At 66.1% G+C, this 23,658-nt stretch carries 24 protein-coding genes; 19 read left to right on the forward strand and 5 right to left on the reverse strand.

What is annotated here, in order from left to right:
- Nucleotides 1-74 precede the first annotated feature (74 nt).
- From ACP59X_RS12665 to ACP59X_RS12680, 4 genes are read left to right on the forward strand one after another with little or no spacing between them, the layout of a single operon-like run.
- Nucleotides 75-1,166, forward strand: coding sequence for a FecCD family ABC transporter permease (locus tag ACP59X_RS12665; protein WP_428558802.1), 1,092 nt, complete (start codon nucleotides 75-77; stop codon nucleotides 1,164-1,166).
- Complete coding sequence (locus tag ACP59X_RS12670; protein WP_428558804.1) at nucleotides 1,163-1,978, forward strand: ABC transporter ATP-binding protein; 816 nt, start codon at nucleotides 1,163-1,165, stop codon at nucleotides 1,976-1,978. The genes ACP59X_RS12665 and ACP59X_RS12670 overlap by 4 nt, the downstream gene beginning before the upstream one ends.
- 60 nt (nucleotides 1,979-2,038) lie before the next feature.
- Nucleotides 2,039-3,163 carry an ABC transporter substrate-binding protein gene (locus ACP59X_RS12675; RefSeq protein WP_428558806.1) on the forward strand — a complete coding sequence of 375 codons (1,125 nt, stop codon included), beginning with the start codon at nucleotides 2,039-2,041 and terminating at the stop codon, nucleotides 3,161-3,163.
- Between the two features lie 11 nt (nucleotides 3,164-3,174).
- The gene (locus tag ACP59X_RS12680; RefSeq protein WP_428558809.1) at nucleotides 3,175-3,786 is read left to right on the forward strand and encodes an FmdE family protein; all 612 of its coding nucleotides are present in this window, start codon (nucleotides 3,175-3,177) and stop codon (nucleotides 3,784-3,786) included.
- 15 nt (nucleotides 3,787-3,801) lie between these two features.
- Here the strand turns inward: ACP59X_RS12680 and ACP59X_RS12685 are convergent, their stop codons facing one another.
- The gene (locus tag ACP59X_RS12685) at nucleotides 3,802-5,022 is read right to left on the reverse strand and encodes a M24 family metallopeptidase (protein ID WP_428558812.1); all 1,221 of its coding nucleotides are present in this window, start codon (nucleotides 5,020-5,022) and stop codon (nucleotides 3,802-3,804) included.
- 129 nt (nucleotides 5,023-5,151) lie between these two features.
- Between ACP59X_RS12685 and ACP59X_RS12690 the strand changes: the two genes are divergently transcribed.
- Nucleotides 5,152-6,042: a DMT family transporter gene (locus tag ACP59X_RS12690; RefSeq protein ID WP_428558815.1), complete on the forward strand. Its 891-nt coding sequence runs from the start codon at nucleotides 5,152-5,154 to the stop codon at nucleotides 6,040-6,042.
- 88 nt (nucleotides 6,043-6,130) lie between these two features.
- On the opposite strand, the gene mqnC is transcribed toward ACP59X_RS12690, so the two are convergent.
- Nucleotides 6,131-7,174 (reverse strand): cyclic dehypoxanthinyl futalosine synthase, encoded by a 1,044-nt coding sequence (gene mqnC / locus ACP59X_RS12695; RefSeq protein ID WP_428558817.1) that lies wholly within the window; start codon nucleotides 7,172-7,174, stop codon nucleotides 6,131-6,133.
- Nucleotides 7,175-7,254: 80 nt separating this feature from the next.
- Here mqnC and ACP59X_RS12700 point away from each other — a divergent pair, with 80 nt between their 5' ends.
- Genes ACP59X_RS12700 through ACP59X_RS12720 form a run of 5 tightly spaced genes read left to right on the forward strand, consistent with a single transcriptional unit; the run spans nucleotide 7,255 to nucleotide 10,782 of the window.
- Nucleotides 7,255-7,668 (forward strand): CoA-binding protein, encoded by a 414-nt coding sequence (locus ACP59X_RS12700; RefSeq protein WP_428558819.1) that lies wholly within the window; start codon nucleotides 7,255-7,257, stop codon nucleotides 7,666-7,668.
- 9 nt (nucleotides 7,669-7,677) lie between these two features.
- A complete protein-coding gene (locus ACP59X_RS12705) occupies nucleotides 7,678-8,169 on the forward strand; it encodes a YkgJ family cysteine cluster protein (RefSeq protein ID WP_428558821.1) in 492 nt (163 codons plus the stop codon).
- The gene (locus ACP59X_RS12710) at nucleotides 8,141-8,986 is read left to right on the forward strand and encodes a J domain-containing protein (protein ID WP_428558823.1); all 846 of its coding nucleotides are present in this window, start codon (nucleotides 8,141-8,143) and stop codon (nucleotides 8,984-8,986) included. The genes ACP59X_RS12705 and ACP59X_RS12710 overlap by 29 nt, the downstream gene beginning before the upstream one ends.
- 29 nt (nucleotides 8,987-9,015) lie before the next feature.
- Entirely contained in the window at nucleotides 9,016-9,474 is a 459-nt protein-coding gene (locus ACP59X_RS12715; RefSeq protein ID WP_428558825.1) for a hypothetical protein, read from the forward strand.
- A gap of 39 nt (nucleotides 9,475-9,513) precedes the next feature.
- Complete coding sequence (locus ACP59X_RS12720; RefSeq protein ID WP_428558827.1) at nucleotides 9,514-10,782, forward strand: DUF362 domain-containing protein; 1,269 nt, start codon at nucleotides 9,514-9,516, stop codon at nucleotides 10,780-10,782.
- 253 nt (nucleotides 10,783-11,035) lie between these two features.
- Here the strand turns inward: ACP59X_RS12720 and ACP59X_RS12725 are convergent, their stop codons facing one another.
- The gene (locus ACP59X_RS12725; protein WP_428558829.1) at nucleotides 11,036-11,821 is read right to left on the reverse strand and encodes a DUF2087 domain-containing protein; all 786 of its coding nucleotides are present in this window, start codon (nucleotides 11,819-11,821) and stop codon (nucleotides 11,036-11,038) included.
- A gap of 441 nt (nucleotides 11,822-12,262) precedes the next feature.
- Here ACP59X_RS12725 and ACP59X_RS12730 point away from each other — a divergent pair, with 441 nt between their 5' ends.
- Nucleotides 12,263-13,888: a glycosyltransferase gene (locus ACP59X_RS12730; protein ID WP_428558831.1), complete on the forward strand. Its 1,626-nt coding sequence runs from the start codon at nucleotides 12,263-12,265 to the stop codon at nucleotides 13,886-13,888.
- On the opposite strand, the gene ACP59X_RS12735 is transcribed toward ACP59X_RS12730, so the two are convergent.
- On the reverse strand, nucleotides 13,840-14,460 hold the full coding sequence (locus tag ACP59X_RS12735; RefSeq protein WP_428558834.1) for a heparan-alpha-glucosaminide N-acetyltransferase domain-containing protein: 621 nt from the start codon (nucleotides 14,458-14,460) through the stop codon (nucleotides 13,840-13,842). The genes ACP59X_RS12730 and ACP59X_RS12735 overlap by 49 nt on opposite strands.
- A 521-nt stretch (nucleotides 14,461-14,981) precedes the next feature.
- Here ACP59X_RS12735 and ACP59X_RS12740 point away from each other — a divergent pair.
- The 8 genes from ACP59X_RS12740 (at nucleotide 14,982) to ACP59X_RS12775 (ending at nucleotide 22,346) form a co-directional block, all read left to right on the forward strand.
- Entirely contained in the window at nucleotides 14,982-15,890 is a 909-nt protein-coding gene (locus ACP59X_RS12740; RefSeq protein ID WP_428558837.1) for an ADP-ribosylglycohydrolase family protein, read from the forward strand.
- A gap of 176 nt (nucleotides 15,891-16,066) precedes the next feature.
- Nucleotides 16,067-16,360: a hypothetical protein gene (locus ACP59X_RS12745; protein ID WP_428558839.1), complete on the forward strand. Its 294-nt coding sequence runs from the start codon at nucleotides 16,067-16,069 to the stop codon at nucleotides 16,358-16,360.
- Nucleotides 16,361-16,427: 67 nt separating this feature from the next.
- Nucleotides 16,428-16,631 (forward strand): hypothetical protein, encoded by a 204-nt coding sequence (locus tag ACP59X_RS12750; RefSeq protein WP_428558841.1) that lies wholly within the window; start codon nucleotides 16,428-16,430, stop codon nucleotides 16,629-16,631.
- Between the two features lie 103 nt (nucleotides 16,632-16,734).
- On the forward strand, nucleotides 16,735-17,862 hold the full coding sequence (locus ACP59X_RS12755) for an acyltransferase family protein (protein ID WP_428558844.1): 1,128 nt from the start codon (nucleotides 16,735-16,737) through the stop codon (nucleotides 17,860-17,862).
- A gap of 149 nt (nucleotides 17,863-18,011) precedes the next feature.
- Nucleotides 18,012-18,380, forward strand: a complete 369-nt coding sequence (locus ACP59X_RS12760; RefSeq protein ID WP_428558846.1) for a response regulator — start codon at nucleotides 18,012-18,014, stop codon at nucleotides 18,378-18,380.
- Nucleotides 18,381-18,489: 109 nt separating this feature from the next.
- Nucleotides 18,490-19,251: an ABC transporter ATP-binding protein gene (locus tag ACP59X_RS12765; protein WP_428558848.1), complete on the forward strand. Its 762-nt coding sequence runs from the start codon at nucleotides 18,490-18,492 to the stop codon at nucleotides 19,249-19,251.
- 18 nt (nucleotides 19,252-19,269) lie between these two features.
- The gene (locus tag ACP59X_RS12770; protein ID WP_428558850.1) at nucleotides 19,270-20,427 is read left to right on the forward strand and encodes a SufB/SufD family protein; all 1,158 of its coding nucleotides are present in this window, start codon (nucleotides 19,270-19,272) and stop codon (nucleotides 20,425-20,427) included.
- 440 nt (nucleotides 20,428-20,867) lie between these two features.
- Nucleotides 20,868-22,346 (forward strand): M28 family metallopeptidase, encoded by a 1,479-nt coding sequence (locus tag ACP59X_RS12775; RefSeq protein WP_428558852.1) that lies wholly within the window; start codon nucleotides 20,868-20,870, stop codon nucleotides 22,344-22,346.
- Between the two features lie 194 nt (nucleotides 22,347-22,540).
- Here ACP59X_RS12775 and ACP59X_RS12780 read toward each other — a convergent pair whose 3' ends face one another.
- Nucleotides 22,541-23,458, reverse strand: a complete 918-nt coding sequence (locus tag ACP59X_RS12780) for a manganese-dependent inorganic pyrophosphatase (protein WP_428558854.1) — start codon at nucleotides 23,456-23,458, stop codon at nucleotides 22,541-22,543.
- Nucleotides 23,459-23,658 lie beyond the last annotated feature (200 nt).

The raw sequence follows: 23,658 nt of genomic DNA on the forward strand, positions 1-23,658 counted from the left end.
CGACTGATGCATGATGAAATAAAAAAATTTCAGCCTGCGATTGTATCAATGACGATTTCGTAATACCGTCAACCATGTCGTTGAGCCCTCCGGCCTCCCCGAACCTCGTCGAAAACCACCTTGCCCGGCAGCGCGCCCAGACCCTTCGCGCCGTGACCTTGGGGGCCATCCTGGCCGCGCTTTCCCTCTACGCCCTGGCCGCCGGCAGCTACGACCTGCACCCGGCCAAGGTGGTGGGAGCCCTGCTCGGCCAGGACCACGGCGCCGGCGCCGTGGTCGTGCGCACCATCCGGCTGCCGCGCATCCTGGCCGCCATCTGCGGCGGTTTCGGCCTGGCCGTCTCGGGCGTGCTCACGCAAAGCCTGCTGGCCAACCCCCTGGCCTCGCCCTTCACCCTGGGCGTCAGCCATGGCGCGGCCTTCGGCGCCGCCTGCGGCATCATGTTCCTCGGTGGTGGCGGTTTCTCGGGCAACGCCGTCTTCGCCACGGCCGGGGAGACGGCCCGGGTGACCGGGTTGTTCGCCGTCTCGCTGTGCGCCTTCGCCGGGGCGGCGGCCACCACGGCGGCCGTGTCCGCCCTGGCGATCCTGCGCCGTCTGGAACCGCAAGCCGTGATCCTGTGCGGCGTGGCGTTGTCCTCGCTGTTTACGGCCGGCACCATCCTGATCCAGTTCTTCGCCGACGAGCTGCAACTGGCGGCCATCGTGTTCTGGACCTTCGGCGACGTGTCCCGGGCCGGCTGGCCGCAAATCGCGGCCATGGCCGGGGCGGCGGCCGTGACGGCCGGGTTCTGCCTGCTGGCCCGCCAGGACCTCAACGCCCTGCTCGCCGGCGACGACGTGGCGGCAAGCGTAGGCGTGGCCACGAACCGGCTGCGGCTTTGGGGCATGGGCCTGGCCGCCCTGACCACGGGCGTGGTCGTGGCCGTGTGCGGGGTCATCGCCTTTCTGGGGCTTCTCGCGCCCCACATCGCCCGGCGCACCACCGGCGCCGACCACGGCCCCCTAGCCGTGCACGCCGGGCTGTGGGGCGCCCTGCTGCTGTTGGCCTCGGACACGGCCGGCCGGCTCCTGGCCGGGACCGGCGCCTTGCCGGTCGGCGTGCTGACCTCGTTTCTGGGTGCGCCACTGTTCCTGTTCCTGCTGCTTCGCAAAGGACGCTTATGAGCCTGGCCGCAACGGATCTCGAGTTCGCCTACAATGGCCGGCCGGTGCTGCGCCGGGTGAACCTGGCCCTGACGCCGGGCCGCGTCACGGCCATCCTCGGCGTCAACGGCGCGGGCAAGACGACCTTGCTGCGCTGTTTGGGCGGGCTTGCCCGGCCGACGGGGGGAACGGTGCGCCTGGGGGGCCGCGAGCTCTCCCGCCTGCCCCGGCGCGAGGCGGCCAGGGCCGTGGCCTACGTGCCCCAGACCAGGCCGCGCGAGAAGCTGACGGTCTTCGAGTCCGTGCTGCTCGGCCGCCGGCCCCACATGGGCCTGACCCCCAGCCGGCGCGACCTGGCCCGGGTGGAGGATGTCCTGGCCTCGCTGGGGCTTGCCGATCTGGCCTTTCGCCGCCTGGACGCGCTCTCCGGCGGCGAGGCGCAAAAGGCGGCCCTCGCCCGGGCCCTGGCCCAGGACCCCCGGGCCCTGCTCCTCGACGAACCCACCGCCAGCCTGGACCTCAGAAACACTCTGGAGGCCTTTGCCATCGTCCGCGACGCCGTGGCCGGGCGCGGGCTCGCCGCCGCCGTGGTGCTCCACGACCTGTCCCAGGCCATGCGCTTCGCCGACGACTTCGCCCTGCTTTTCGGCGGCGCCATCGCGGCCCGGGTGGACCGCGCGGGGCTGACCCCGGACATGGTGCGCGAAGTGTACGGCGTGGAGGTGGCCCTGGGCGAACTCGGCGGCCATCCCGTGGCCACGCCGCTCAAGGTGGCCGAGGCCGCCTCGGGCCGCCTTCTCGAAAGCCGCGCATCCGAACTTCAAGAACAATGAGTCGAACCCCGTCGCTTGTGATCGATCGCCGGGCGAGGCGATCATCCGGAGGAAACCTCGATGCCGCGTCGACATCCCTGGTCCCTGGCCGCCCTGCTCCTCATGCTGCTGTTGCCGTCCGGCCCGGCCGCGGCGGCCAGCCGGACCGTGACCGATGCCGCCGGCCGGTCCGTGACCGTGCCGGCAACCGTTTCGCGCATCGTCTGCCTGGGTCCGGGCTGCCTGCGCCTGATTGCCTACCTCGGGGCCACGGACAAGGTGGTCGGCATCGAACGCTTCGAGATCGCCCAGAAAACCGGCCGGCCCTACCGCCTGGCCCACCCGGAGCTGCTCGCCCTGCCCGTGATCGGCCCCGGCGGCCCCAAGAGCATCAACCAGGAACCCGACCTCGAAGCCGTGTTGGCGGTGACCCCCCAGGTCATCTTCACATCGGCCATGGACGGGGCGGTGGCCCAGGCCATGCAGGGCAAGCTCGGCATCCCGGTGGTGGCCCTCAGCTACGGCGCCTTTGCCCGCTACGACCCAAAAGTCTTCGATTCCTTGAAACTGGCCGGCGTGATCCTGCAATGCGAGGAACGGGCGCGGGCCGTGGCCGATTTCCTGGCCGCGGCCGAGGCCGACGTGCGTGCCCGGGCGGCCAGGGCGGCGGCGGCGCCCGGTTATCGCCGGCCCACGGTCTATGTCGGCGGCACCGGGCTTCGCGGCGCCCACGGCCTGACCAGCACCGATCATCCCTACGCCCCCCTGGACTGGCTCGGCGCCGACAACCTGGCCAGCCGGGTCACGGACGACGGCCATGCCTTCATCGACCGGGAGAAACTCCTGGCTTTTGATCCCGACATCCTTTTTATTGACGCGGCCGGGCTTTCCCTCGTTGCCGACGAGTGTTCCCGGCAACCGGAATTCGTCGGCGCGCTGCGGGCCATGCGGGAGGGCCGGGTCTACCTGCTCTACCCCTTCACCAATTACCTCACCAACCTGGACACCATCGTGGTGGACGCCTACGCCGCCGGCAAGGTCCTCTACCCCGAGGCCTTCGCCGACATCGACCCGGCCGGGAAGGCCGACGCGGTCTATGCCTTCCTGGTGGGGCGGCCGGTGTATGGGCAGATGGCGGCGGATTTCGGGCCGCTTGGCGCCGTGCCGGGCTTCGTGCCCCACAGGCCCGCCGCAAAGGGACAATGAAAGGAGACGGTATGGGAATCGACGACGTCACCGCCCTGACCCAGCGGGCCGTGGATTTTCACGGCCACATGTGCCCGGGGCTAGCCATCGGCATCCAGGCCGCCCGCATCGGGCTGGCCGTGTGCGGCCACGACCGCGACGAGGACGTGGTGGCCGTGGTGGAAACCGACATGTGCGCCGTGGACGCCATCCAGGCGCTCATGGGCTGCACGTACGGCAAGGGCAACCTGGTCCACCGCGACTGGGGCAAGGCCGCCTTCACCTTCTACCGCCGCCGCGACGGCGCGGCCGTGCGCCTGCTCGCCCGGCCGGACCTGCACGCCTTTGTCGACCCCGAGTTCGCCGCCGCCCGGGAGCGGGCCAATGCCGCGCCGGACGATGCCGCGGCCAAGGCCGGACTGCCGGAATTGGCGGCCCGTTGCGCCAAGCGCCTCCTTACGTGCGACCCCGAGGCGCTTTTCAGCCGCGGCGAACCCACGGCCCCGGCCCCGCGCCGGGCGGCCATCCTGTCGAGCCTGGCCTGCCAATCCTGCGGCGAGGCCGTCATGGAATCGCGCAGCCGGCGGTTCGCCGGCCGGACCCTGTGCATCCCCTGCTTTGCCGCCGTGGAGCAAAAGATCTGACCGGCGAAGCGCCGGCTAGTCGACGCAAATGATGTCGTAGGTATCCCCGGTCAGGCATTTGCCGCCGGCTTTGGTCACCTCGAAGGTGTTTTCCACGCCGACCATGCCCACGCCGGGGATGCCGTACTTGGGTTCCAGGGCCAGCGTCATGCCGGTTTCAAGCGGTGCGTCGAAGCCCTTGGCCAAAACGGGCCAGCCGTCGATGGTCAGCCCGATGCCGTGGCCCAGGAACCGGACCTTGTTCTCGCCCAGGCCCATGAAGCCTTCGGTCAATCCATCGGCCTCGGCCATGGACAGGGCCAGGGCGTAGAGGTCGCTCGGGATCGCCCCGGGGCGCAACCGCTCGGCCAGGGCTTGCTGCACGCGCACGCACAGGTCGTGGCCGCGTTTGACCGCCTCGGGGATTTCGGAGGCCTTGCCGGCGAAATAGACCTGCGTCTTGTCCGTGGCGTAGCCTTCCAGGGAAAAGCCGTTGTCGATGGTCAGTACACCGCCCTTTTTCCAGACCGTGCCGGCGTAGCCGGAAAAGGGGACGGCCGGGTGCTCGCCCCGAAGCCCCACCGGGCCGTTGAACACGCTCGGGTAGTTGCCGGAATCGCCGGCGGCGATATGCCCGAGAAAGATCTCGTCGCCGCCGGACATGCGCAGCATGCCCTGGTGGCCGAGGTCGAAAAAGGCGTCCCAGCACTTGCGGGCGATCTCGCGTTCGCTCATGCCCGGCGCGATGGCCGCCGGCAGAAGCTCCATGAGCCCCTTGGCGTGGCGCGCCCCGCACAGCCGGATCTTCGTCAGTTCCCATTCGGATTTTTGCGCCTGGGCCACGGCCAGGGCGGCATCGCCGGCAACGAAGGCGATGCCGGGCAGGCGCGCGGCCAGCAGTTCGGCCAGGTTCCAGGGCAGCCCGGACTGCTCGGCGGCGCACACCGGGGCCAGGGGGCTGCCGGCCTGCTCGCACAGCCCGGCCAGGTCGCCGAAGGAGCGGAAGGAAACGATGTGCGTCAGCGGCGATTCCAGTTCGGCCCGCTTGCGGCCCTTGCGGCAGCACAGCACGGCCTCGCCGTCAAGGGGCAGCCACAGCACGCCGTTGGCCCAGGAGCCGGTCAGGTAATAGATGGCCAGGCGCGAAAAGACGAGCAGGCCGCCGGCCTTTGGCGCGGCGGCCGTGAGCGCCTGCCGGCACTTTTCCTGGCGGTCGCGCATTTCCTCGATGGGCAGGCGTTCCAGCGCTTCAAACATCCTCACTCCCCTTGGGTTGCATTCCGGAGGCAACACGGTATAGCCATCCTCCGGGTTATGGGTACGGTGGACGCGCCATCGGGCCGTCGAGCACCGTTTTCCCGAATCTATGCCGGTTGGACAAAGCCTATGCCGAATACGCGCCTGGCCTGGCCGGCCTTTTTCGCCCTGACCGTGGCCACGCTTTTGTGGGGCGGTTCCTTTATCGCCATGAAGATCGCCATGCGGGGCTTTTCGCCGCTTGTGGTGGTCTTTTGCCGCATGGCCCTGGCCTCGCTGGTCTTCGCCGTGCTGTGGCCGCGCCTGGGCGGCTTCCGGGCGGCCAAGGGCGACTGGGTCGGGCTGCTGTTCATGGCCTTTTGCGAGCCGTGCCTCTATTTCGTCTTCGAGGCCAATGCCCTGACCTTCACCCAGGCCTCCCAGGCGGCCATGGTCACGGCCCTGCTGCCGCTGCTCACGGCCGTGGCGGCGGCCTTTTTCCTCAAGGAAAAACTGGAGGCCGCCTCCGTGGCCGGGCTGACCCTGGCCGTGGCCGGGGTGGTGGTCATGAGCGCCTCGGGCCAGGCCTCGGACGCGGCCCCCCGGCCGGTACTCGGCAATTTCCTGGAATTTGTGGCCATGTGCTGCGCGGTGGGCTACATCGTCACGGCCAAGCGCCTGGCCGCCCGGCATCATCCGCTCTATCTGACGGCGGTCCAGAGTTTCACCGGCACGGTCTTTTTCGCGCCCGTCCTTTTTTTCGCCCCCCTGCCCGAGGCCCTGGCCCCCGGCCCGACCCTGGCCGTGGCCTTTCTGGGGTTCGGTGTCACCTTCGTGGCCTACGGCCTCTACAACTACGGCGTCAGCCGCGCCCCGGCGGCCAAGGCGGCGGCATTTATCAACCTCATCCCCGTCTTCGCCTGCCTGCTGGCCGGGGTCATGCTGGACGAGGCGCTGACCACGGCCCAGTGGGCGGGCGGGCTCATGGCCCTGTGCGGCGTGGCCCTGACCTCCCGGCCCGGCCGGTCCAAGCCGGCCTGAACTGGCGCGCCTCGTCCCGGTCGCCCTGCGACGGCGGCAAGCCGGCCCCCACGGCCCGTCCCCAGACTGCGCGACACGGCGGACGGGCCTAGCCGTCCCGGCGCGAATAATCCATGTTGCGCCGCACCGGCGTAAACCCCGCGCCCACGGCCAGGCGGCGCAGCTCGTCCTCCTCCATGCGGAAATGGACGCCGGCCGCGGCCACCACGTTTTCCTCGATCATGGTCGAACCCAGGTCGTTGGCGCCGTAAAAAAGGGCCAGCTGGCCGACGCGCGGCCCCTGGGTCACCCAGGACGCCTGGATGTTGGGGATGTTGTCCAGAAACAGCCGGCACAGGGCCAGCCAGCGCAGGTACTCCCAGGACGAGGTCTCGGGCACGGACAGGGCCGTGTTGCCGGGCTGGAAGGTCCAGGGAATGAAGGCCGTGAAGCCGCCGGTTTTGTCCTGGAGGTCGCGCAGGCGCGTGAGGTGCTCCAGGCGCTCTTCGATGGTCTCGCCAAGGCCGATGACCATGGTGGCCGTGGAGCGAAGGCCCACGGCATGGGCCGTTTCCATGACCCCGATCCAGGCGTCGGCCGGGCATTTGTTGGGCGAGACCGCGCCGCGGATGGTGTCGGCGAGGATCTCGGCCCCGCCGCCCGGCAGCGAGGCCAGGCCGGCGGCCTTGAGTTCGGTGAGGACCTCGGCTATGGACAGGCCTTCCATTTCGGCCAGAAAGACGATTTCCGGCGGCGAGAAGCCGTGCACGGCCACTTCCGGAAACCGGTCGCGCAGAAAAGCCAGCATGTCCGTGTAAAACGACAGCCGCAGCTCGGGGTGCATGCCGCCCTGGAGCAGGATCTGCCAGCCGCCGAGGCTGACCGTCTCGGCCACCTTGGCCGCGAGCTGCTCCCGGGAGAGCACGTAGCCCTGCGGGTGTCCGGGCGGCCGGAAAAAGGCGCAGAACCGGCAACCACAGGCGCAGATGTTGGTATAATTGATGTTACGGTCGACGATGTAGGTGACGACCGGTTCGGGATGCCGGGCCAGGCGGGCGGCGTGGGCCTTTGCGCCCAGGGAAAAGACGTCCTCTTCTTCCCACAGGGCACGGGCCTTTGCCGGGCTCAAACGGTCGATGGCGGAATCGGGCATGCGCGCGTAACCTCCGGGCATGGATGCCGCCAAGCGGATACACTTTTTTCCCGTAAACGAAAACCACCCCAAGGCAGGCCATGCTGTACGCCGATTCACTGCTTAAGGAACTGCTCGCCCCGGGCAAGGTCATCGCCCTGGTCGGGGCCAAGGACCGGCCCGGCACCGAGGTCGACATGGTCGGCCGGTACCTCATCGAAGCCGGCTTCACCGTCATCCCCGTCCATCCGGCCCGGGCCACGGTCTGGGGCATCCCGGCCCGCAAGGCCCTGGCCGACATCGACACGGCCGTGGACATCGTCAATCTGTTCCGCGCCCCGCAGCATTGCCCGGACCATGCCGCCGAGGTCCTGGACTTGCCCTTCCGGCCGGCCTGCTTCTGGATGCAAACAGGCATCGTCAGCCCGCAGGCCCGGGAACTTTTGTCGCCAAGCGGCATCAGTGTGGTGGAAGATCGCTGCATCATGGTTGAACACCGACGCCTTTGGGGGTAAGGGAAAGCGATGGCGTACCTTGAGGCCTTCACCTGCCGCCGCTGCGGCCACTGCTGTCACGGCGAGGGCGGCATCGTCATGGCCGAGCGGGACATCATCCGCCTGGCCGACCATCTCCATCTGGAGCCGGCGGTCATGCTGTCCCGTTACGCCCGTTTCGTTTCGGGCAAGTACCGCCTCATCGCCGGCGCGGACGGCTCCTGCGTCTTTTACAGCGACGGTTGCGGCGTGCATCCCGGCCGGCCGGATGTCTGCCGGGCCTGGCCGTATTTTCGGGGCAACATCATCGACGCCGACAGCCATGCCATGGCGGCCGAGGACTGCCCGGGCATAAACCGCGCCGTGCCCCACGCCGAGTTCGCCCGGCAGGGGCGGGAATACCTGGCCCGCCACGGGCTGGCCCGGGCCAGGGGCGAAGGCGTGCCCGAGGCCCTGGCCGACGTCGGGCCGGTGCAAGCCGAGGACGGGAAGCATGGCCCCTGCGGATTCGATGCGCCTTGACGAGGCGCGCACCATCTTGGGCGTTGCGGCCTCCGCCGACCTGGAGGCCGTCAAATCCGCCTACCGCAAGCTGGCCTTTTCCCTGCACCCCGACCTGCATCCCGACGATCCCGGCGCCAAGCGCAAGTTCCAGCGCTTAAACGAAGCCTACCTGCTGTTGCGCCACTTTCTGGCCAACCGCGAGGCCGAGCCAGAATTCAGGCAGGCCAAGGGGCCGGCCTCGTCGGCCGGGGCGGCCTCGGGCCCCAAACCCGGCCCCGGCCCGACCGCCGGCCCCAAGGCCGGCCCCACTGCCGGCGAGGCCCACCGCCAACGCCAGGGCCGGGCCGCCTACACCCAGGCCAGCAAGCAGAACGCCGACGGCGGGTTCTACTTCCGCCGCGAGGAAGTGCTGCAAGACCTGCTCAAGGACCCCTTTGCCCGGCAGGTGTTTCAGGACATCTACCAGCAGGTCAAACGCGGCGCCGCGGCCAAGCCTGGGCCCGTGACGGCCAAGGGGCCGCGCAAGGTTTCGTTCCACTGGGGCGACAAGGCGGTATCCCTCGATATCTCCAAAGGTTTTTGGGGTTCCCTCAAGGACTACTTCAGGAAACAGCTCGACGACGAGCAGACCGTCCACCTGCCCACCACCAGCCTGTTTCCCGGCACGCGCATCCGGGTGGGCATCCGCCACGGCCTGGGGGCCGGCAAGCCGACCATGGTGGAAGTGACCCTGCCGCCGGATTTCGTGGTGGGCCGGCCCATCCGTTTGAAAGGCATGGGCCGGCGCATCGGCCCCATGCGCGGCGACCTGTACCTGCGGCTGTTGGCCAAATAGCCCGGCCGCCAAGCCTGCGGAGGTTTCCCATGCGTATCGCCCTTCCCCTGACGGTCCTGTGCGCCCTGGCCGCGTTCTGGGCCTGGGCCTCGCCGGCCCTGGCCGGCGGGGACGGTGGCCGCGTCGGCGGCCCCTGCCGCTACGACACCTTTCCCGGCAAGGCGGTCATCGAAACCGTGGCGCCCTGGCAGCCGTCCTCGCCCATGGAAGGCATCCCCGCGCCCTATCCGCCCCTGGCCGTGACCTTCACCTTCACCCCCGACAGCCCAATCACCGGCGAACCGCTCTACCGCCCGGGCCTGACCCACCAGCTGACCCTGGTCAACGGCATGCCGCCGGGCACGCGCTTCGCCCGGAAATACGGCATCGTCGCGGGCAAGGCCTTCGCCTGCGAGCTGCGCATCATCCGCCAGGGGACCTGCACGCCCGTGCTCTACGAATTCCCGGACATCGACCGGGCGGACTATTTCGAGCTCAAGCGCCCCTAGCCGGCATCGGGCAACCCTCCAGGACCGTTGATGCAAGAAATGAGCGTTCCCCCAAAGCAGCGCGTCGCCTTGCTGCGCCGGGAGGCGATCCCGGAATCCCCCAGCCACTACACACGCGCGGGACTGCGGGCCGTGACCGATTTCCTGGCCGAAACCATCGGCCTGTGCGTCGATCTCCGTGCCTTATGCGCCGGCAAGCGGGTTCTGCTCAAACCCAACCTCGTACGCCCCGATCCCCGCAATCCCCAGGCCATCGTCACCGACGAGCGGGTGGTCCTGGGCCTGGTTTCCCTGTGCCGGGATGCCGGCGCCCGCGAGGTCTGGGTGGGCGACAACCCGGGCTACGGCCTGTCCCTGGCCGCGGCCCTGTCCGCGCTCGGCCGGTTCAAGGAAGGGCTGCGACGCGCCGGCGCGACCCTGCGGTACTTCGACGCGGAGGAGACGGTGCGCCTGGACAATCCCGAGGCGGTCCTTTTCGATCCCATCGTGGTGCCCAAGGCCCTGCTGGAAGCCGAGGTCTACATCAATGTGCCCAAGCTCAAGACGCACGTGCACACCTTGATGACCGCCGGGGTGAAAAACCAGTACGGGCTGGTGCTCGACGACCAGCGCATGTTCTGCCACCGCAACGACATCAACCTGAAAGTGACCGACATCCTGCGGGTGATCAGGCCGCATGTGACCGTGGTGGACGCCATTTACGCCGTGCAGGGCCAGGCCCCGCTTTCGGGCAGCGTGGTCGCGGATTGCAACGTGCTGGTCTGCGGCACGGACACGGCGGCCGTGGATACCGTCTGCGCCCAGGTCATGGGCTTCGACCCCATGGAAGTCCCCATGCTGCGCATCATCCGCAGCGAAGGCCTGGGCGAGACCGACCCGGACCGGATCGAGGTGGTGGGCATGGCGGTCGCGGCGGTCGCCCGGCCGTTTCGACGGCCCATCATCGGCTGCATGGGGGCCTATCCGGAAATCTTCTGCCTGGAGGGCGGCGCCTGCCAGGGGTGCCTGTCGGCCCTGCGCCATGCCCTGGACAAGCTGCATGCCGCGGGGGAGCTTTCCGGCCGGGCGGTGCAAACCGTCTACGTGGGCGAGCCCATGCCCGGGATGGGCTCGCCGCGCCGCATCCGGGGCGAATTGTGGTGCTTTGGCGACTGCGCCGCGAAGCTGCTTGAAAACGCCGACACTTGCCGGGAAAACGCCCACTGCGTCCCGGGCTGCCCGCCGCACATCCTGGATTTCTACAAGGCCTATCTGGCGCGTTACACCGAAAAAAACGGCTCGTGTTGCGTCCCTAAAAAAATACGCTAGTATTTTTATGAAGAAATAATTATTTTAGGGTGTTGTTTCCAGAAAAGCACATATCCTTTTCAAGGACGCGACACGAGGCGACCCGCAGCGGGCGTCTGGCAACCCGCCGCCCGGCCTCGGGCATCGCCCGAGGCCGCAACCGCCCGCCGGGACCGGCGGCCCCGACGGGCGGCGGCTTGCCTCAGGTCATTGCCCGCATTGGGCCACAAACGGCTCCATCCGCTCCCGGATCAGGCCCCGGAAGCGGAAGCGGTCAGCGGACATGGCGCCCCTCCTTTCCCGGGGCCGGCCGCGGCGCGGTGTCCGGCCGGGCCGTGGCCACGGCGCGCACCCGGCGGATGAGTTCCAGGGCGTCGGGGGGCGGTCTGCGTTCCAGGCGCTTGTAGGCCCGGCAGTCGGTCGTGCGCCACAGCAGGCCCAGGTCGCACAATTCGCGGCGCAGCAAGACCGGGTCGCCGAAGCCGTGGGCGGCGGCCAATAGCCGGGTGATGCCGGGCTCGTTAAAGACCTCGCGGGCCGGGATGCCCGCCCACAGCGTCCACAGGCAGGTCAACTGCAGGCCGCGTTTGGACGGCCAGCGCGCCAGGCGGCCTTCGGCGTCGAACAGGCGCAACAGCCGTTTGATCCGGGCCTGGTCCACGACTTCGGGCACGGGCGGGGCTTCCTCACGGGTCGGCCGGGCCAGGGCCACGGTTTCGGGCCTGGCTGCGTCGCCTGGAGTGACGGGAGCTGGCCTGGCCACGCCGTTTGTGGCCACGGCTTGGGGCCTGACCGTATCGTCCGGGGCGACGGCTTGGGGCCTGGCCGTGACGCCTGGGATGACGGAAGCTGGCTGGGCCGTGTCGTCTGGGGCGACGGAGCCCGTGAGGCGGGCTTCGGCCCGGAAGTGCTGGAAGTTCTTGTAGCCGGCCGCCTTGGCCAGCCAATGGAGCATTTCCAGATGGCTGGGGGTGGACTCGGCTTGGGCCAGACGCGACCGCAGGAAGCGGGCCAAGGCCGCAATGTCGGCAACGGCCAAGGGCAAGGCAATACGTGACATCGCTTATCCCTCGAAGCGTGCCATTTCCATGGGGGAATATCGCTGGTCGCCGGCTTGCGAAACGGCACGGGACAAGGTGTCGGAACGCGAAGCGATCATGGCAGGTTTAGCTCCCCGTACGGGGCGGCGACGCCTGGGTGAACTGCCGACCGGGTTTTCCCCTAGCGCAACGGCCACCGCCTGGCAAGGGCTGTTTGCCGGATATGGCCCTGGGGGCCGGCCCGCAATCGGCGCAAGGGCACACAGCCATCGGACGAGAAACGGCACTCCGGCATTGCGGCTCAAGGAGAGACCGTTCGGGAGACAAATTCAAAATTGTCAACGAGTGGACATATCCGCCTATTGGTTTTATCGGTTTCAACCGATTGTTTTCATGTGCTCCCATGCCGGCGTTTTTTTTCGTACGTGCTGTCTCTGAAATAAAATCAAACGAGGCGTGTTATGAACGAGGATTATTGCAGCATAGCGGGAGGCCTGCCTGGCGAACTGACTTTTCTGACGCTCGACGAAGTTTTTGATCATCTCGACAACCATCAGTGCAATTTTTTGCTCGATCCCGCTGTAACATCCTGCTATGTCAATCGCATTGCCCAAGATGAAGGATTTGCTTCAAATACAAAAGCACAGAACTACATTCGCTACCTCTGCAAAAAATACATCCAAATAGACCCATTCAACATCATTGGCCTGGAAGCATTTTCGAGTCTACACGGATGTTTTCCAGATAAGAATTTGTATGCTTACCTCAAGCAGCAATACAATAAGGGTTACTGGCACAGGAAACTCCAACGTCTTCTCCAAAACGATTCGGAACAGGCCCTGGATATATTCATTCGGTATTTGAAAAACATGCCCTCCAACCTGATTGTAGCCGACATCCTCCTCAACCTGCACCTTAAAGAAGGAATGGACCCGCTTCCGCTTAAAAATTTGGTCCAGGTGCCCCCGGAGTTTCACTCCGCCTGGCTGCGACGGCTGTTTCTCACCGTTGCCTCGGTGAAGCTTGTGCCGGAAGCCCTGGAAATCTGGGAGAGCCTGCGCGGGGCGGACCCTGACGAGGCCATTCTCAACAGGGCCGCCGAAATCATGGCCCTCGCCGGGGACAGGCAACAGGCGATCGCCCTCTATCAGGCTTCCTTGGCCATGGACCAGCGACAACACCCGGTGCGCCGCCGCCTGGGCGAACTGGTGTCGCCGACCCGGCCGGACACGAGCCTGCTCGGTTCCTCGGCAACGAATATCTATCTTTATTCCTTCAACAAGGCCGCCCTCCTCGACGAGACCCTGGACAGTTTGGCCCGGTGCGACCTGGGCCCGGCCAAAATCAAGGTCCTGCTCAACGGCTGCACCGACGACAGCCTGGCCGTGACGCAAAGCGCCAAGGAGCGCTTCCCCGACAATCCCGTTGACATCGTCGCCCTGCCCATCAACATCGGCGCGCCGGCGGCGCGCAACTGGCTGATCGCCGATCCCGCGACGCGCCAGGCCGACCAGACGGTGTTTCTGGACGACGACGTGCTGCTGCAGCCGGATTTCCTGCACCATTTCCTGACCGCCGCCCGTTTGCGGCCCAAATGCGGGGTCGTCGGCTGCAAGGTCCTGTTCCCCGGCCGCTTCCCCCGCTTCCAATACCTCTACCGCAATATCGCCGTGGCCAAGCCGGGCATCCTGCGCATCAGCCTGGACACGCCCAACACGCAATACGACAACGGCGCCTACGATTTCGCGCGTGACACCCTCAACGTCATGGGCTGTTGCCATATGTTCACCCGCCAGGCGTTGCTGGATGTCCCGGGCTTCGACCTCTGCTTCTCGCCGAGTCAGATGGACGACATTGCCCACGACCTGGACCTGGCGCTGCTGGGCTACGATGTGGTCTACTGCGGCCTGGTCGGCTGCGTGCATCAGCAGGCTACGGGCAACATCGTTTCCGACGCCCGCAAGGCCATCAGGGTCGGCAACGTGCTCGGCAACGACGTGAAATTCTATTACCGTTTCCAGAACCGGATGGACGCCCTCTACGCCCTGGGGCGCGACGGCGACCAGGCGGTGTCGGGCCAGGCCTGAGGGGGGCCATGCAGGAATTTCTGGTCCAGCCAGCCTTCCAGGTTCACGTCGTCGGCCAGGCTCGGCGCGCCGTAGCCGGGCACCGGCACGTCCTTGAGCAGGGCGCAATAGCCGATCAGGATGACGGCGATCGTCGCGACGATGCCTTTTTTCTCGAAAACGAGGTGCAGGCAGACCACGGCCAGATACACGATGGCTATGCGCTGGAGCACGCCCGGAATGCGCAGGTGGTGGAGGTCGAAATGGGGGAAGGCGTTCTCGAACAGCCCCAGGCCGAACAGGATGGCCGTGCGCTTGAACGTCTTGGGCCAGAAGTGGGGAACCTCGCCGGCCTTGACCTTCTGTTTGTTGACCGCCAGGGCCGCGGACACGCCGACCAAAAACAGGAACATGGGAAAGACGAAGTCCGTGGCCGTCCAGCCGTCCCACTTGGCATGGAGCATCTGGCGGAAGACATGCATGTAGTCACCGGGATTGTTGGCCAGGATCATCCAACCCACGGCAATGCCACGCATGACATCCACGGACACGAGACGCGGCTTCTTGGCCCCAGCGGTCACTGTCGCGGTCATGGCGCCACCCTCGGACGTGCTTTTTGTGACGCATAACTCTAGGGCCTCGGTTTGGCTCCGTCAATCCTTCCCTGCCTGCGGCCCAACCTTTTGCATCCGTGGCAAGGCATAACAACAGCCATGGAATAGCTTTGTCAATAACAAGAGGCACGTTACAACAAATTGATTACATCAATATTTTCCAGCGATGCATCTTTTGAAAAGCCTCTTGTATCTGTGGATGCTGCTCCTGTGTTGCGGTATGCGCCGTAAACGATTCTGCCCTGCTGCCTGCCTGTAGCGCTGCACGACGCCCCGGTCCATGGACGGGTTTCTCAGGGGAGTGACGGGCTGGCGCACGCTACGCGCACTGCTTTCCGCCCCCCCGACGCCGGCCTGCGCCGCCGCCTTGCCCGGCCCGGCGGCCGGCAGGACCCCACGGGGTGTTTGCCCGGGCCGCTTTCGTGTGAAATGCCCGAAAACCGGCTTGGATATTTCCGACATAATGCGTAGGGTGTCTGGGACTCGCCACCGGAGGTCTCATGTCCGAAAAGGCAAAAACCATGGTTCTGGCGTCGTTTATCGGGGATGCCTTGGCCCTTGGCCCCCACTGGGAATACGACACCGAAGCCCTGCGGCGGCGGTACGAGCCCCTTTCGGGCTATGTCGCCCCGGCCCCGGACGGTTATCACGGCGGCAAGAAAGCGGGGGAATTGACGCATTACGGCGACCAGACGCGCATCCTGCTGCGATCGCTGGCCGAGAGGGGCGGCTTCGACCTGGGGGATTACGCCGCCAAATGGCTCGCCCGCATGCGCGGTTACGACGGCTACATCGACGGCGCCACCCGCATGACGCTCAAGATTTTCGATTTCGGCGAAGGGCCCGGGGAATCGGGCTCCAACTCCAACGACCTGGCCGGCGCCGCCCGCATCGCCCCGTTGGTGGGCGCCCTGAGCCACGACCTGCCGGCCCTGGTCGCGGCGGCCCGGGCCCAGACCAAGATGACCCACAACCATGCCCAGGTCATCGAGGCGGCCGAATTTTTCGCCCGGACCGCCCGGATGGTGCTGGACGGCAAATACCCCCGCGAGGCCCTGGTCCTGGCCGCCGAGGCCGGCTACGCCAGCGCCCCCATCGAACGCTGGCTGGCCGCCGGCCTGGAATCGGCCGGCGAGGACACGGTCACGGCCATCGGCCGTTTCGGCCAATCCTGCCACATCAACGAGGCCTTCCCGGCCGTCATCCACCTCATTGCCCGCCACGGGCGCGACCTGGCCGCCTGTTTGCGGCAAAACGTCATGGCCGGCGGGGACAGCGCCGCCCGGGGGCTGCTGGCCGGCATGGTCGTCGGCGCCGCCCTGGGGCGCGGGGCCATTCCCGAGGACTGGCTCCGCGGCCTGGCCGACCGGCAATCCATCGAGGCCGATGTGGACGCGGTGTGCCGGTAGCCCTCCGGTGGGCGCCACGGGCTGGCCGCCCACCGGTGGACGCGGTGTGCCGGTAGCCCTCCGAGGGATTTTACAGCGTCGTTCTTCTCGGGTATGACCCTGCCATGGTGGGGCGCCGGCCCGCTTCCCGGCGGGCCAAACGGCCGGGGTGCCATTGCCGGCCAAAGGGGAGGGACATGGAACGAATCAAGGCCTCGCTGCCCGACATCATCCAGACGCGCATCGACGATCTTTTCAACGGCCAGACCGCGGACGAGGAAATGGCCGCCCACATCAAGGAACTCGGCTGCCGCATCGGCGAGCTGGAGGCCCTGGCCGGCGGCGGGGGCGACGAGAAGGCCCGCCAGTTGGCCGAGGACGTGCAGCGCCTGTGCGACCGGATCCGGCACGATTTCGTGGCCATCGCCTACCGGCAGGGCCTGGCCGACGGCATGCGCATGGACGAGCTTTTGGCGCGCAAGGCCGGTTGAACCACCGCGGCCCAAGGGCCGCCAACCCGCCCGCTCCCCGGGCGGCCGCAGAGCCGAAAGCAGCAGCATGCCCCGCAAAGACATCCAGGATGTGGCCCACTGCGTCTACATGATCGACCTCGTCTTGCGGGAAATCATGACCTCGCCGCATATCGCCAACAAGGGCTTCGCCGCCCAGTGCATCATCGAGAGCTTTGTCCGCATCCTGCGCGAGGAGGGCTACGCCGTCACGGACGCCCGCCTCAAGAAGATGCTCGCCTACGCCCATTGATTCCGTCCTGCGGCCGTGGCACATGGGGCGGGCCGGCCGTGCGGTTTCGCGCGGCCGCCACAGCCCAATCCCGCGCCAGCGGCGCGGCCGAGGAGTCTTTTCCGTGAACGAAACCGCCAAACCGGCCTGGCTGCTCGGGCCGGTCCGGGAGCCCCTTGACCGCGAGGTCTCGCGGCGTATCGACGTCTTGCGCATCGTCCTGATCGGCCTGATCGTCCTGGCCCACGGCGCCCGGGGCATCACCGTGCGCGTGGAGGCCACCGGCCCGGTGGCCGGCTGGATGCTCGAGGTCTTAAACGGCCATGTCGATTTCGTGGCCGTTCCGCTTTTTTTTACTATTTCGGGATTTTTGTTCCTGCGCAAGTTCGAGCTGTCGGCCGCCTCTTACGCCGCGATGCTGCGCAGGAAGGCCGTTTCGTTGCTCGTGCCCTACCTGCTGTTCAACATCGGCCTGGCCGCCTGGTTCTATTTCGTGGGCAGCATCGAAATGATGGGCTCCTGGGGGTACCTCGTCCAGGAGGGCCTGGTCACCAAGACCCTGGGCCTGGGCACCACGCCCATCAACTACCCGCTGTGGTTTCTGCGCGACCTGTTCGTGGTCTTCGCCCTGTCGCCGGCCCTGCTCCTGTTTTTCAAGGAAGCCCCGGGCGTGGGCCTGGTGGCGCTTTTTTGCCTGTGGGCCGGGATCAACCCCAATCCCTATTCGTATTTCGCCGATTTCTTCATGTTCTACCTCGGCGGCTATCTGGCCCGGTCCCGGTTTCCCCTGGCCGGGGTGTCGTGGTGGCAGAACTGGGGCACGATCGCCTTTGTCTGCCTCACCGCCCTGCTGGCCCCCTACCGGCAACTGGGCTTGACCGACGAACATGTCCGCCTGTTCCTGTTCAAGTGCAACCTGATCCTGGGCCTGGCCGCTTTCTGGCGGCTTTCCGCCATCCCGGCCGTGCGCGAAAGCCGGCTGCTCCATTGGCTGGCCCGCCACAGCTTCTTCATCTACCTGGCCCACGAGCCCACGGTGTCCATCCTGCAAACCCGGCTGCTGGCCGTGTGGAAACCCGTGGGCGACGCTCAGCAGGTGGCCTTCTACTGGCTGTCGGGCCTGGCGGTCATATTTTTCCTGGGCGCCCTGGGCGGGCTGCTTTCCCGTTTCCTGCCTTGGGTGTATGCCCTGGCCACCGGCGCCCGGTTGCCCAGCCGCGGGAGCAAGGCGGCAGGCGCGAGCCGGGGATGAGTCATTTTCCTGTTTTCTCGTAAAAATGGAACCACCTGCGCCCTTCGGGCGACGCCCCGGGCGCATTTTCCCGCGATCGCGGCGCAACGCCTGGTCAAGTCGCCATCGGCATGAAAGATGCTTAAGTGCAAGCGGAGGTATCCACGCCCATGTTGCGTATCCTTTTGGCCGAAGACGACACCAATCACGCCACCCTGGCCCGGCAGGCCCTGGAAGGGGACGGCCACCTGATCACGACCGCCCCGGACGGACGGGCCGCCCTCAATGCCCTGGCCAGGCAGGCCTTTGACCTCATCCTGCTCGACATGCGCCTGCCGGACGTGGACGGCCGGGAAATCATCGACCGGGTGCGCCAGGGCCAGGCCCGCCGCGCCGATATCCCCATCGTGGTCCTCACCGGCTACGGCCTGCGCCAGCATTTGGACTTTTTCAATCGCCACGGCATTCACGACTATTTGGCCAAGCCCTACGACTGCGACGAATTGGCCACCATCATCCGCGCCTACGATCCCTGCTGAGTTTCGCCGCCGCCGCGGCCATCTCCCACTGCCCGAGTGGACTTTACCGGGTTTTTTCCGTAGACCCCTGGCCGAGAACCGCGCCCATGGCGCGAAAAGCGAGGGAAGCATGCTTCGCATCGAAGATCTGCATGTCAAAATCGGCGACCGCGAGGTGCTGCGCGGCATCAACCTGCACATCGCCGAGAACGAAACCTTCATTCTGTTCGGCCCCAACGGTTCCGGCAAGACCACCTTGCTCATGACCCTCATGGGCTTTGGCAACTACGAGATCACCGGCGGCCGGATCCTCTTTCGCGGCCAGGACATCACCCACGCCCCCATCTACGAGCGGGCCCGCCTGGGCATTGGCATGTCCTTCCAGCGCCCGCCCACCATCCATGGCCTGAAGACCCGCCACCTGGTCAGCATGTGCGCCCGGGGCCGCGGCATCGACGTGGACGGCCTGGCCCGCAAGGTCAACATGGACGCCTTCCTGGAACGCGACATCAACGCCGGCTTTTCCGGCGGCGAGATCAAGCGCTCGGAGCTGCTCCAGCTGATGGCCCAGAACCCCTACCTGCTGCTTTTCGACGAGCCCGAGTCCGGCGTGGACCTGGAGAACATGAAGCTGATCGGCTCCACCGTGCGCGAGGTGCTCTCCGGCGGCATCGAACCCCGGCCCGAGACCAGCATGAAGCAGCAGCGCGTGCGCAAGCGCCCGGTTTCCGGGCTGATCATCACCCACACCGGCTACATCCTCGAATACGTCAACGCCGACCGGGGACAGGTGCTCTACAACGGCCATCTGTGCTGCGAGGCCAATCCTCGCGACATCCTGGACCACATCAGCCAGTACGGCTACCAGGAATGCGTCCGCTGCCTCAATTAGCCCAAGGGAGCCAACTCCATGGATAAGATCGATCTGCACGATTTCCGGTTCAGCGGCTCCCAACTGGGCGAAATCGCCGACCTGCGCAACCTCGACCCGGCGGACAAGGCGGAAATGCTCATGTCCGGCGTGGACGTGGAGGAGCGCGAGCGGGCCGGCACCTACCTGCAAGTCGACCACGGCCGCGTCCACTGCAAGAGCACCCAGCCGGGCGTGGAAATCCTCGACATCAAGGACGCCCTGAAAAAGTACGACGGCCTGCCCGGCTACTTCTGGACCCAGGTGGACAAGGACAAGGACGAGTTCACCCGGTCCGCGGCCGAAAACCTCCACGGCGGCTATTTCGTGCGCACGGAGAAAGGGGCCAAGATCACCGAGCCGGTCCAGTCGTGCCTGTTTTTAAAAAGCGACATGGTCGGCCAGAACGTCCACAACGTGGTCATCGTGGCGGACGATTCCGAGCTGCACATCATCACCGGCTGTTCGGTGGCCCACGGCTCCAAGGGGGCGGCCCACCTCGGCATCTCGGAATTCTTCGTGGGCAAAAACGCCAAGCTCACCTTCACCATGATCCACAACTGGGCCGAGACCACGGTCGTGCGGCCCCGCACCGGCGGCGTGGTGGCCGAAGGCGGCGTGTTCGTCAACAACTACGTGCTGCTCAAGCCCGTCAAGGACCTGCAATCCTATCCGGCCATCCGCTTAAACGGCAAAGGGGCCGTGGCCCGGTTCAATTCCGTTATCGTGGCCCCCAAGGGCTCCCACGTGGATTCCGGCAGCCGCATCGAACTCAATGCCCCGGACACCAAGGGCGAGATCATCTCCCGCACCATCGCCTCGGGCGGCACCATCGTGGCCCGGGGCTACATCGGCGGCAACGCCGTGCCGGCCAAGGGGCACCTGGAGTGCAAGGGCCTCATCCTCGGCGGCGGGGTCATCCACGCCATCCCGGAACTGCTCGGTTCGGTGGACGGGGTGGAGCTCTCCCACGAGGCGGCCGTGGGCAAGATCGCCCAGGAGGAGATCGAATACCTCATGGCGCGTGGCCTGGACGAGGAGGAAGCCACCTCCACCATCGTGCGCGGCTTTCTCAACGTGGATATCATGGGCCTGCCCAAGGAACTCCAGGACGTCATCGAAAAGACCATTTCCGAGTCGGAAAAGGATATGTTCTAGGGGACCGCGGCACCCGGTCCGTTGGCAACCCCCTGTCGGGCAATCCGGCGGGGGGTTGCTTCTTTTGCGGCGTGCGGCCTCGATAGCGGGCGCAACGCGTCGCGCCCCCATCCCCGCAAGGGCGAAGCCGGGCTGGGCACTGCCGTTACCTTGGCGATTGGCCTCCCCCCGCGCACCGTCCACATGACACGACTGACATGAAGACAGGGAGGTGAGGCGCTCGATTCTTTCTGCATCCAATACTTGCCGACAGTACAGTAAATCCGGCCAATACCAAATGCCCCTTGCCCTTTTTTGGAAACAAAGATAGTGCCTCGATAGCCATCCCGTTCCCGTGCCGCATCGAGCTGCGACCGCGTTTCCTTTCTTCTTCTCGCTGTGCCGTAAGTTTTCCGTATCCTTGCACCAACCGTTTTCGTCATGAAAACCCGGAGGCGACCATGGAATCGGAACCGTCCGTGCATCACGACAAGAAATACGCTTTGTACCTCGGCCTGATACTGTTCTGCCTCGCCGTCCTCTGCCCGACGCTGGCCTCCAAAGCGGAAACAACCGGCGACGCTGCGGCCACCCTTTACCTGGTCCGTGTGGACGTTTCCGGCCCCATAACCGACATCCCCTTGCCGATTTACAGCGACCTTGTCGATGGCAAGGGCGTGCCTTACGTGCTGTCCATCGCCAGCCTGGAGCAGTTGCAGCAAGCCGGCCAGGCCTCTACCGTGCTGGATGCGGCCCCTTCCGGGACGCGCTACCTGCTGGCGGCCAGCCGCGACCCCCAGGCGCGCGAGAAGGCCAAGGCCATCACCGATGTCCTGTCCGACGACGGCTTTCGGATCATCGTCCGCGATGCCCCGAACCTGACCGCGGCCCTCTCCCGCCTGGGGCTCAAGCCCAGGCCGCTGCGCTCGGAGCCACGCAGCCTTCCCGCCCCCACCGCACCACGCAAAGCGGGCACGCCCTTTGTCAAGAGCGCCACGGTGCAAGCCATGCTCGACAAAGTCACGTCGGACAATCTGTCGGACAGCATTTCCGGGCTCAGCGGCGACACGGAAGTCACCATCGGCGGGGAGCAATACACGATCACGACCAGAAACACCGCCTCCGGCACGCCCATCCAAAAAGCCAGCCAGTACATCACCGAGCAATTGCAAGCCCTCGGCTTGACGGTTTCCGCGAACGATTGGGCCACAAGCGCCTACTCGGGGAGCAATGTGATCGGCGAGATGCCCGGCGTTTCCAAACCCGCCGAGGTCATCCTCATGGTCGCCCACCTCGACAGCATCAACAACCAATCGGACGACCCCACCGTCGCCGCCCCCGGCGCCGACGACGACGGCAGCGGCTGCGCCGCCCTGCTGGTGGCGGCCAAGATCCTGAAGGGCTACCGCTTCGAACGGACCATCCGTTTCGTCTTCAGCACCGGCGAGGAACAAGGCCTCCTCGGCACCGAGGCCTATGCCAAGCAGCTCAAGGACGCGGGCCAAAACATCCTCGACGTCGTCAACCTGGACATGATCGCCTACAGCACCCAGTCCAGCCCCATTCAAAACCTCCATACCCGGATCCAGCAAAACCCCGGCTATGCGGCGGATCTGGCCATAGCCAACCTGTTCGTCAATGTCGTCAACAACTACGGGCTGTCGACAAGCCTGGTCCCGGTCATCATCAGCGACAGCAACGACGAGGGAGATCAATACAGCTTCTGGGACAACAGTTTTCCATCCATCATGGTCATCGAGGACGACAACAATTTCAACCCGAACTATCATTGCCGTGTGAACATGGACGACCTCCAGTACTTGAACATGGCCTACGAGACGGCCCAGACCAAGGCGTCCCTCGGCACGGTCGCCCACCTGGCCGGCCTGGTCACCATCCCGGCTGCCCTACCCAGCACCTCCCTTCTGTTGCTGCAATGAGGCCTCGTGCCGCGCCCCCGAAAATGTCAGGCAATAAACAGGCGAACCACCGCTTTTTCCTTCAACACCATCGCCTCTTGTCGGGACGCGGCACCAGGCAGCACGGGCTCAGGCTGACGCCCATGCCCGGCGGGCATGAAAAAAGGGAGCGGCCCGCAAGCCGCTCCCCTCTCTGACGCTCTGGCGCGAACGAACTAGGCGAAGGCTTTCTCGAAGGGCGGCACGACCTGCTTTTTGCGGGACAGCACGCCGTCGAGCCACACGGAATCGCCCTTGACCTCGACGCCGAAGGCCTTGGTCACGTAGCTGGGGTCGTCGGAGACGATCAGCATCTCGGAACCTTCCTTCATGATGTCGGTGAGAAGCAGGAACACGCTGTGGCGGCCTTCAGCCTTGACCTTCTTGCACTCGGCCAGCAGATCGGCCTTGACCGGCTCGAGGATCGACAGGTCCACCACTTCCAGCTGGCCGATGCCGACCTTCTTGCCGCTCATGTCGAAATCCTTGTAGTCGCGGAAGACCAGGTCCTTGGCCGGGGTGCCGCCCACGGCGGACTTGACCTTGAACATCTCCACGCCCAGGGACATGTAGTCGGTGACACCGGCGATGGCGGCCAGGGCCTCGACCGCGGCCTTGTCCTCGGGGGTGCAGGTCGGCGACTTGAACATGACGGTGTCGGACAGGATGGCGCACAGCATGATGCCGGCCATGGGCTTGGTGATCTCGACCTTGGCGCAGTCGTACATCATCTTGACCACGGTGCAGGAGCAGCCCACGGGCTTGACCAGGATGTCCAGGGGATTGGGGGTGGTCACGTCGCCGAGCTTGTGGTGGTCGTAGATGCCGATGATCTCGGCCTTGGACAGGTTGTCCAGGCTCTGGGCCAGATCGGAGTGGTCGACCAGGATGATCTTCTTGTCGGTGGCGTCGGTGACGATCTCCGGAGCGGCCACGCCGAACTTCTCGAGCACAAAGGCGCTTTCGGGGTTGAGCGGGCCCTGGGCGGCGGGCTTGGCATCCAGGCCCTTCTTGCTCATCAGATCGGCGACGGAAATGGCGGCGGCGACGGAATCGGTGTCCGGATTTTTGTGACCAACGACATACACGGCCATAGTAATGTCCTCCTGGTGGTTTTTCCGAAACCCTGACGGGTTGGCTGCCTCATAACGAAACTTGTGAAGAATATCCCAAAAGGCAAACCTTGCCAAGTCAAATTCCAGCGACGGCCGCTCCTTTTTTTGGCGGCGGCCTGTCCCGGGCGGCCCACCCGGCCTACGGTTCTGGGGATGCGGCCCGCCCCGGCCGGCCCGGC

Origin of the sequence: Solidesulfovibrio sp. DCME (genome assembly GCF_049995385.1) — a bacterium.
Taxonomy (GTDB): Bacteria; Desulfobacterota; Desulfovibrionia; order Desulfovibrionales; family Desulfovibrionaceae; genus Solidesulfovibrio.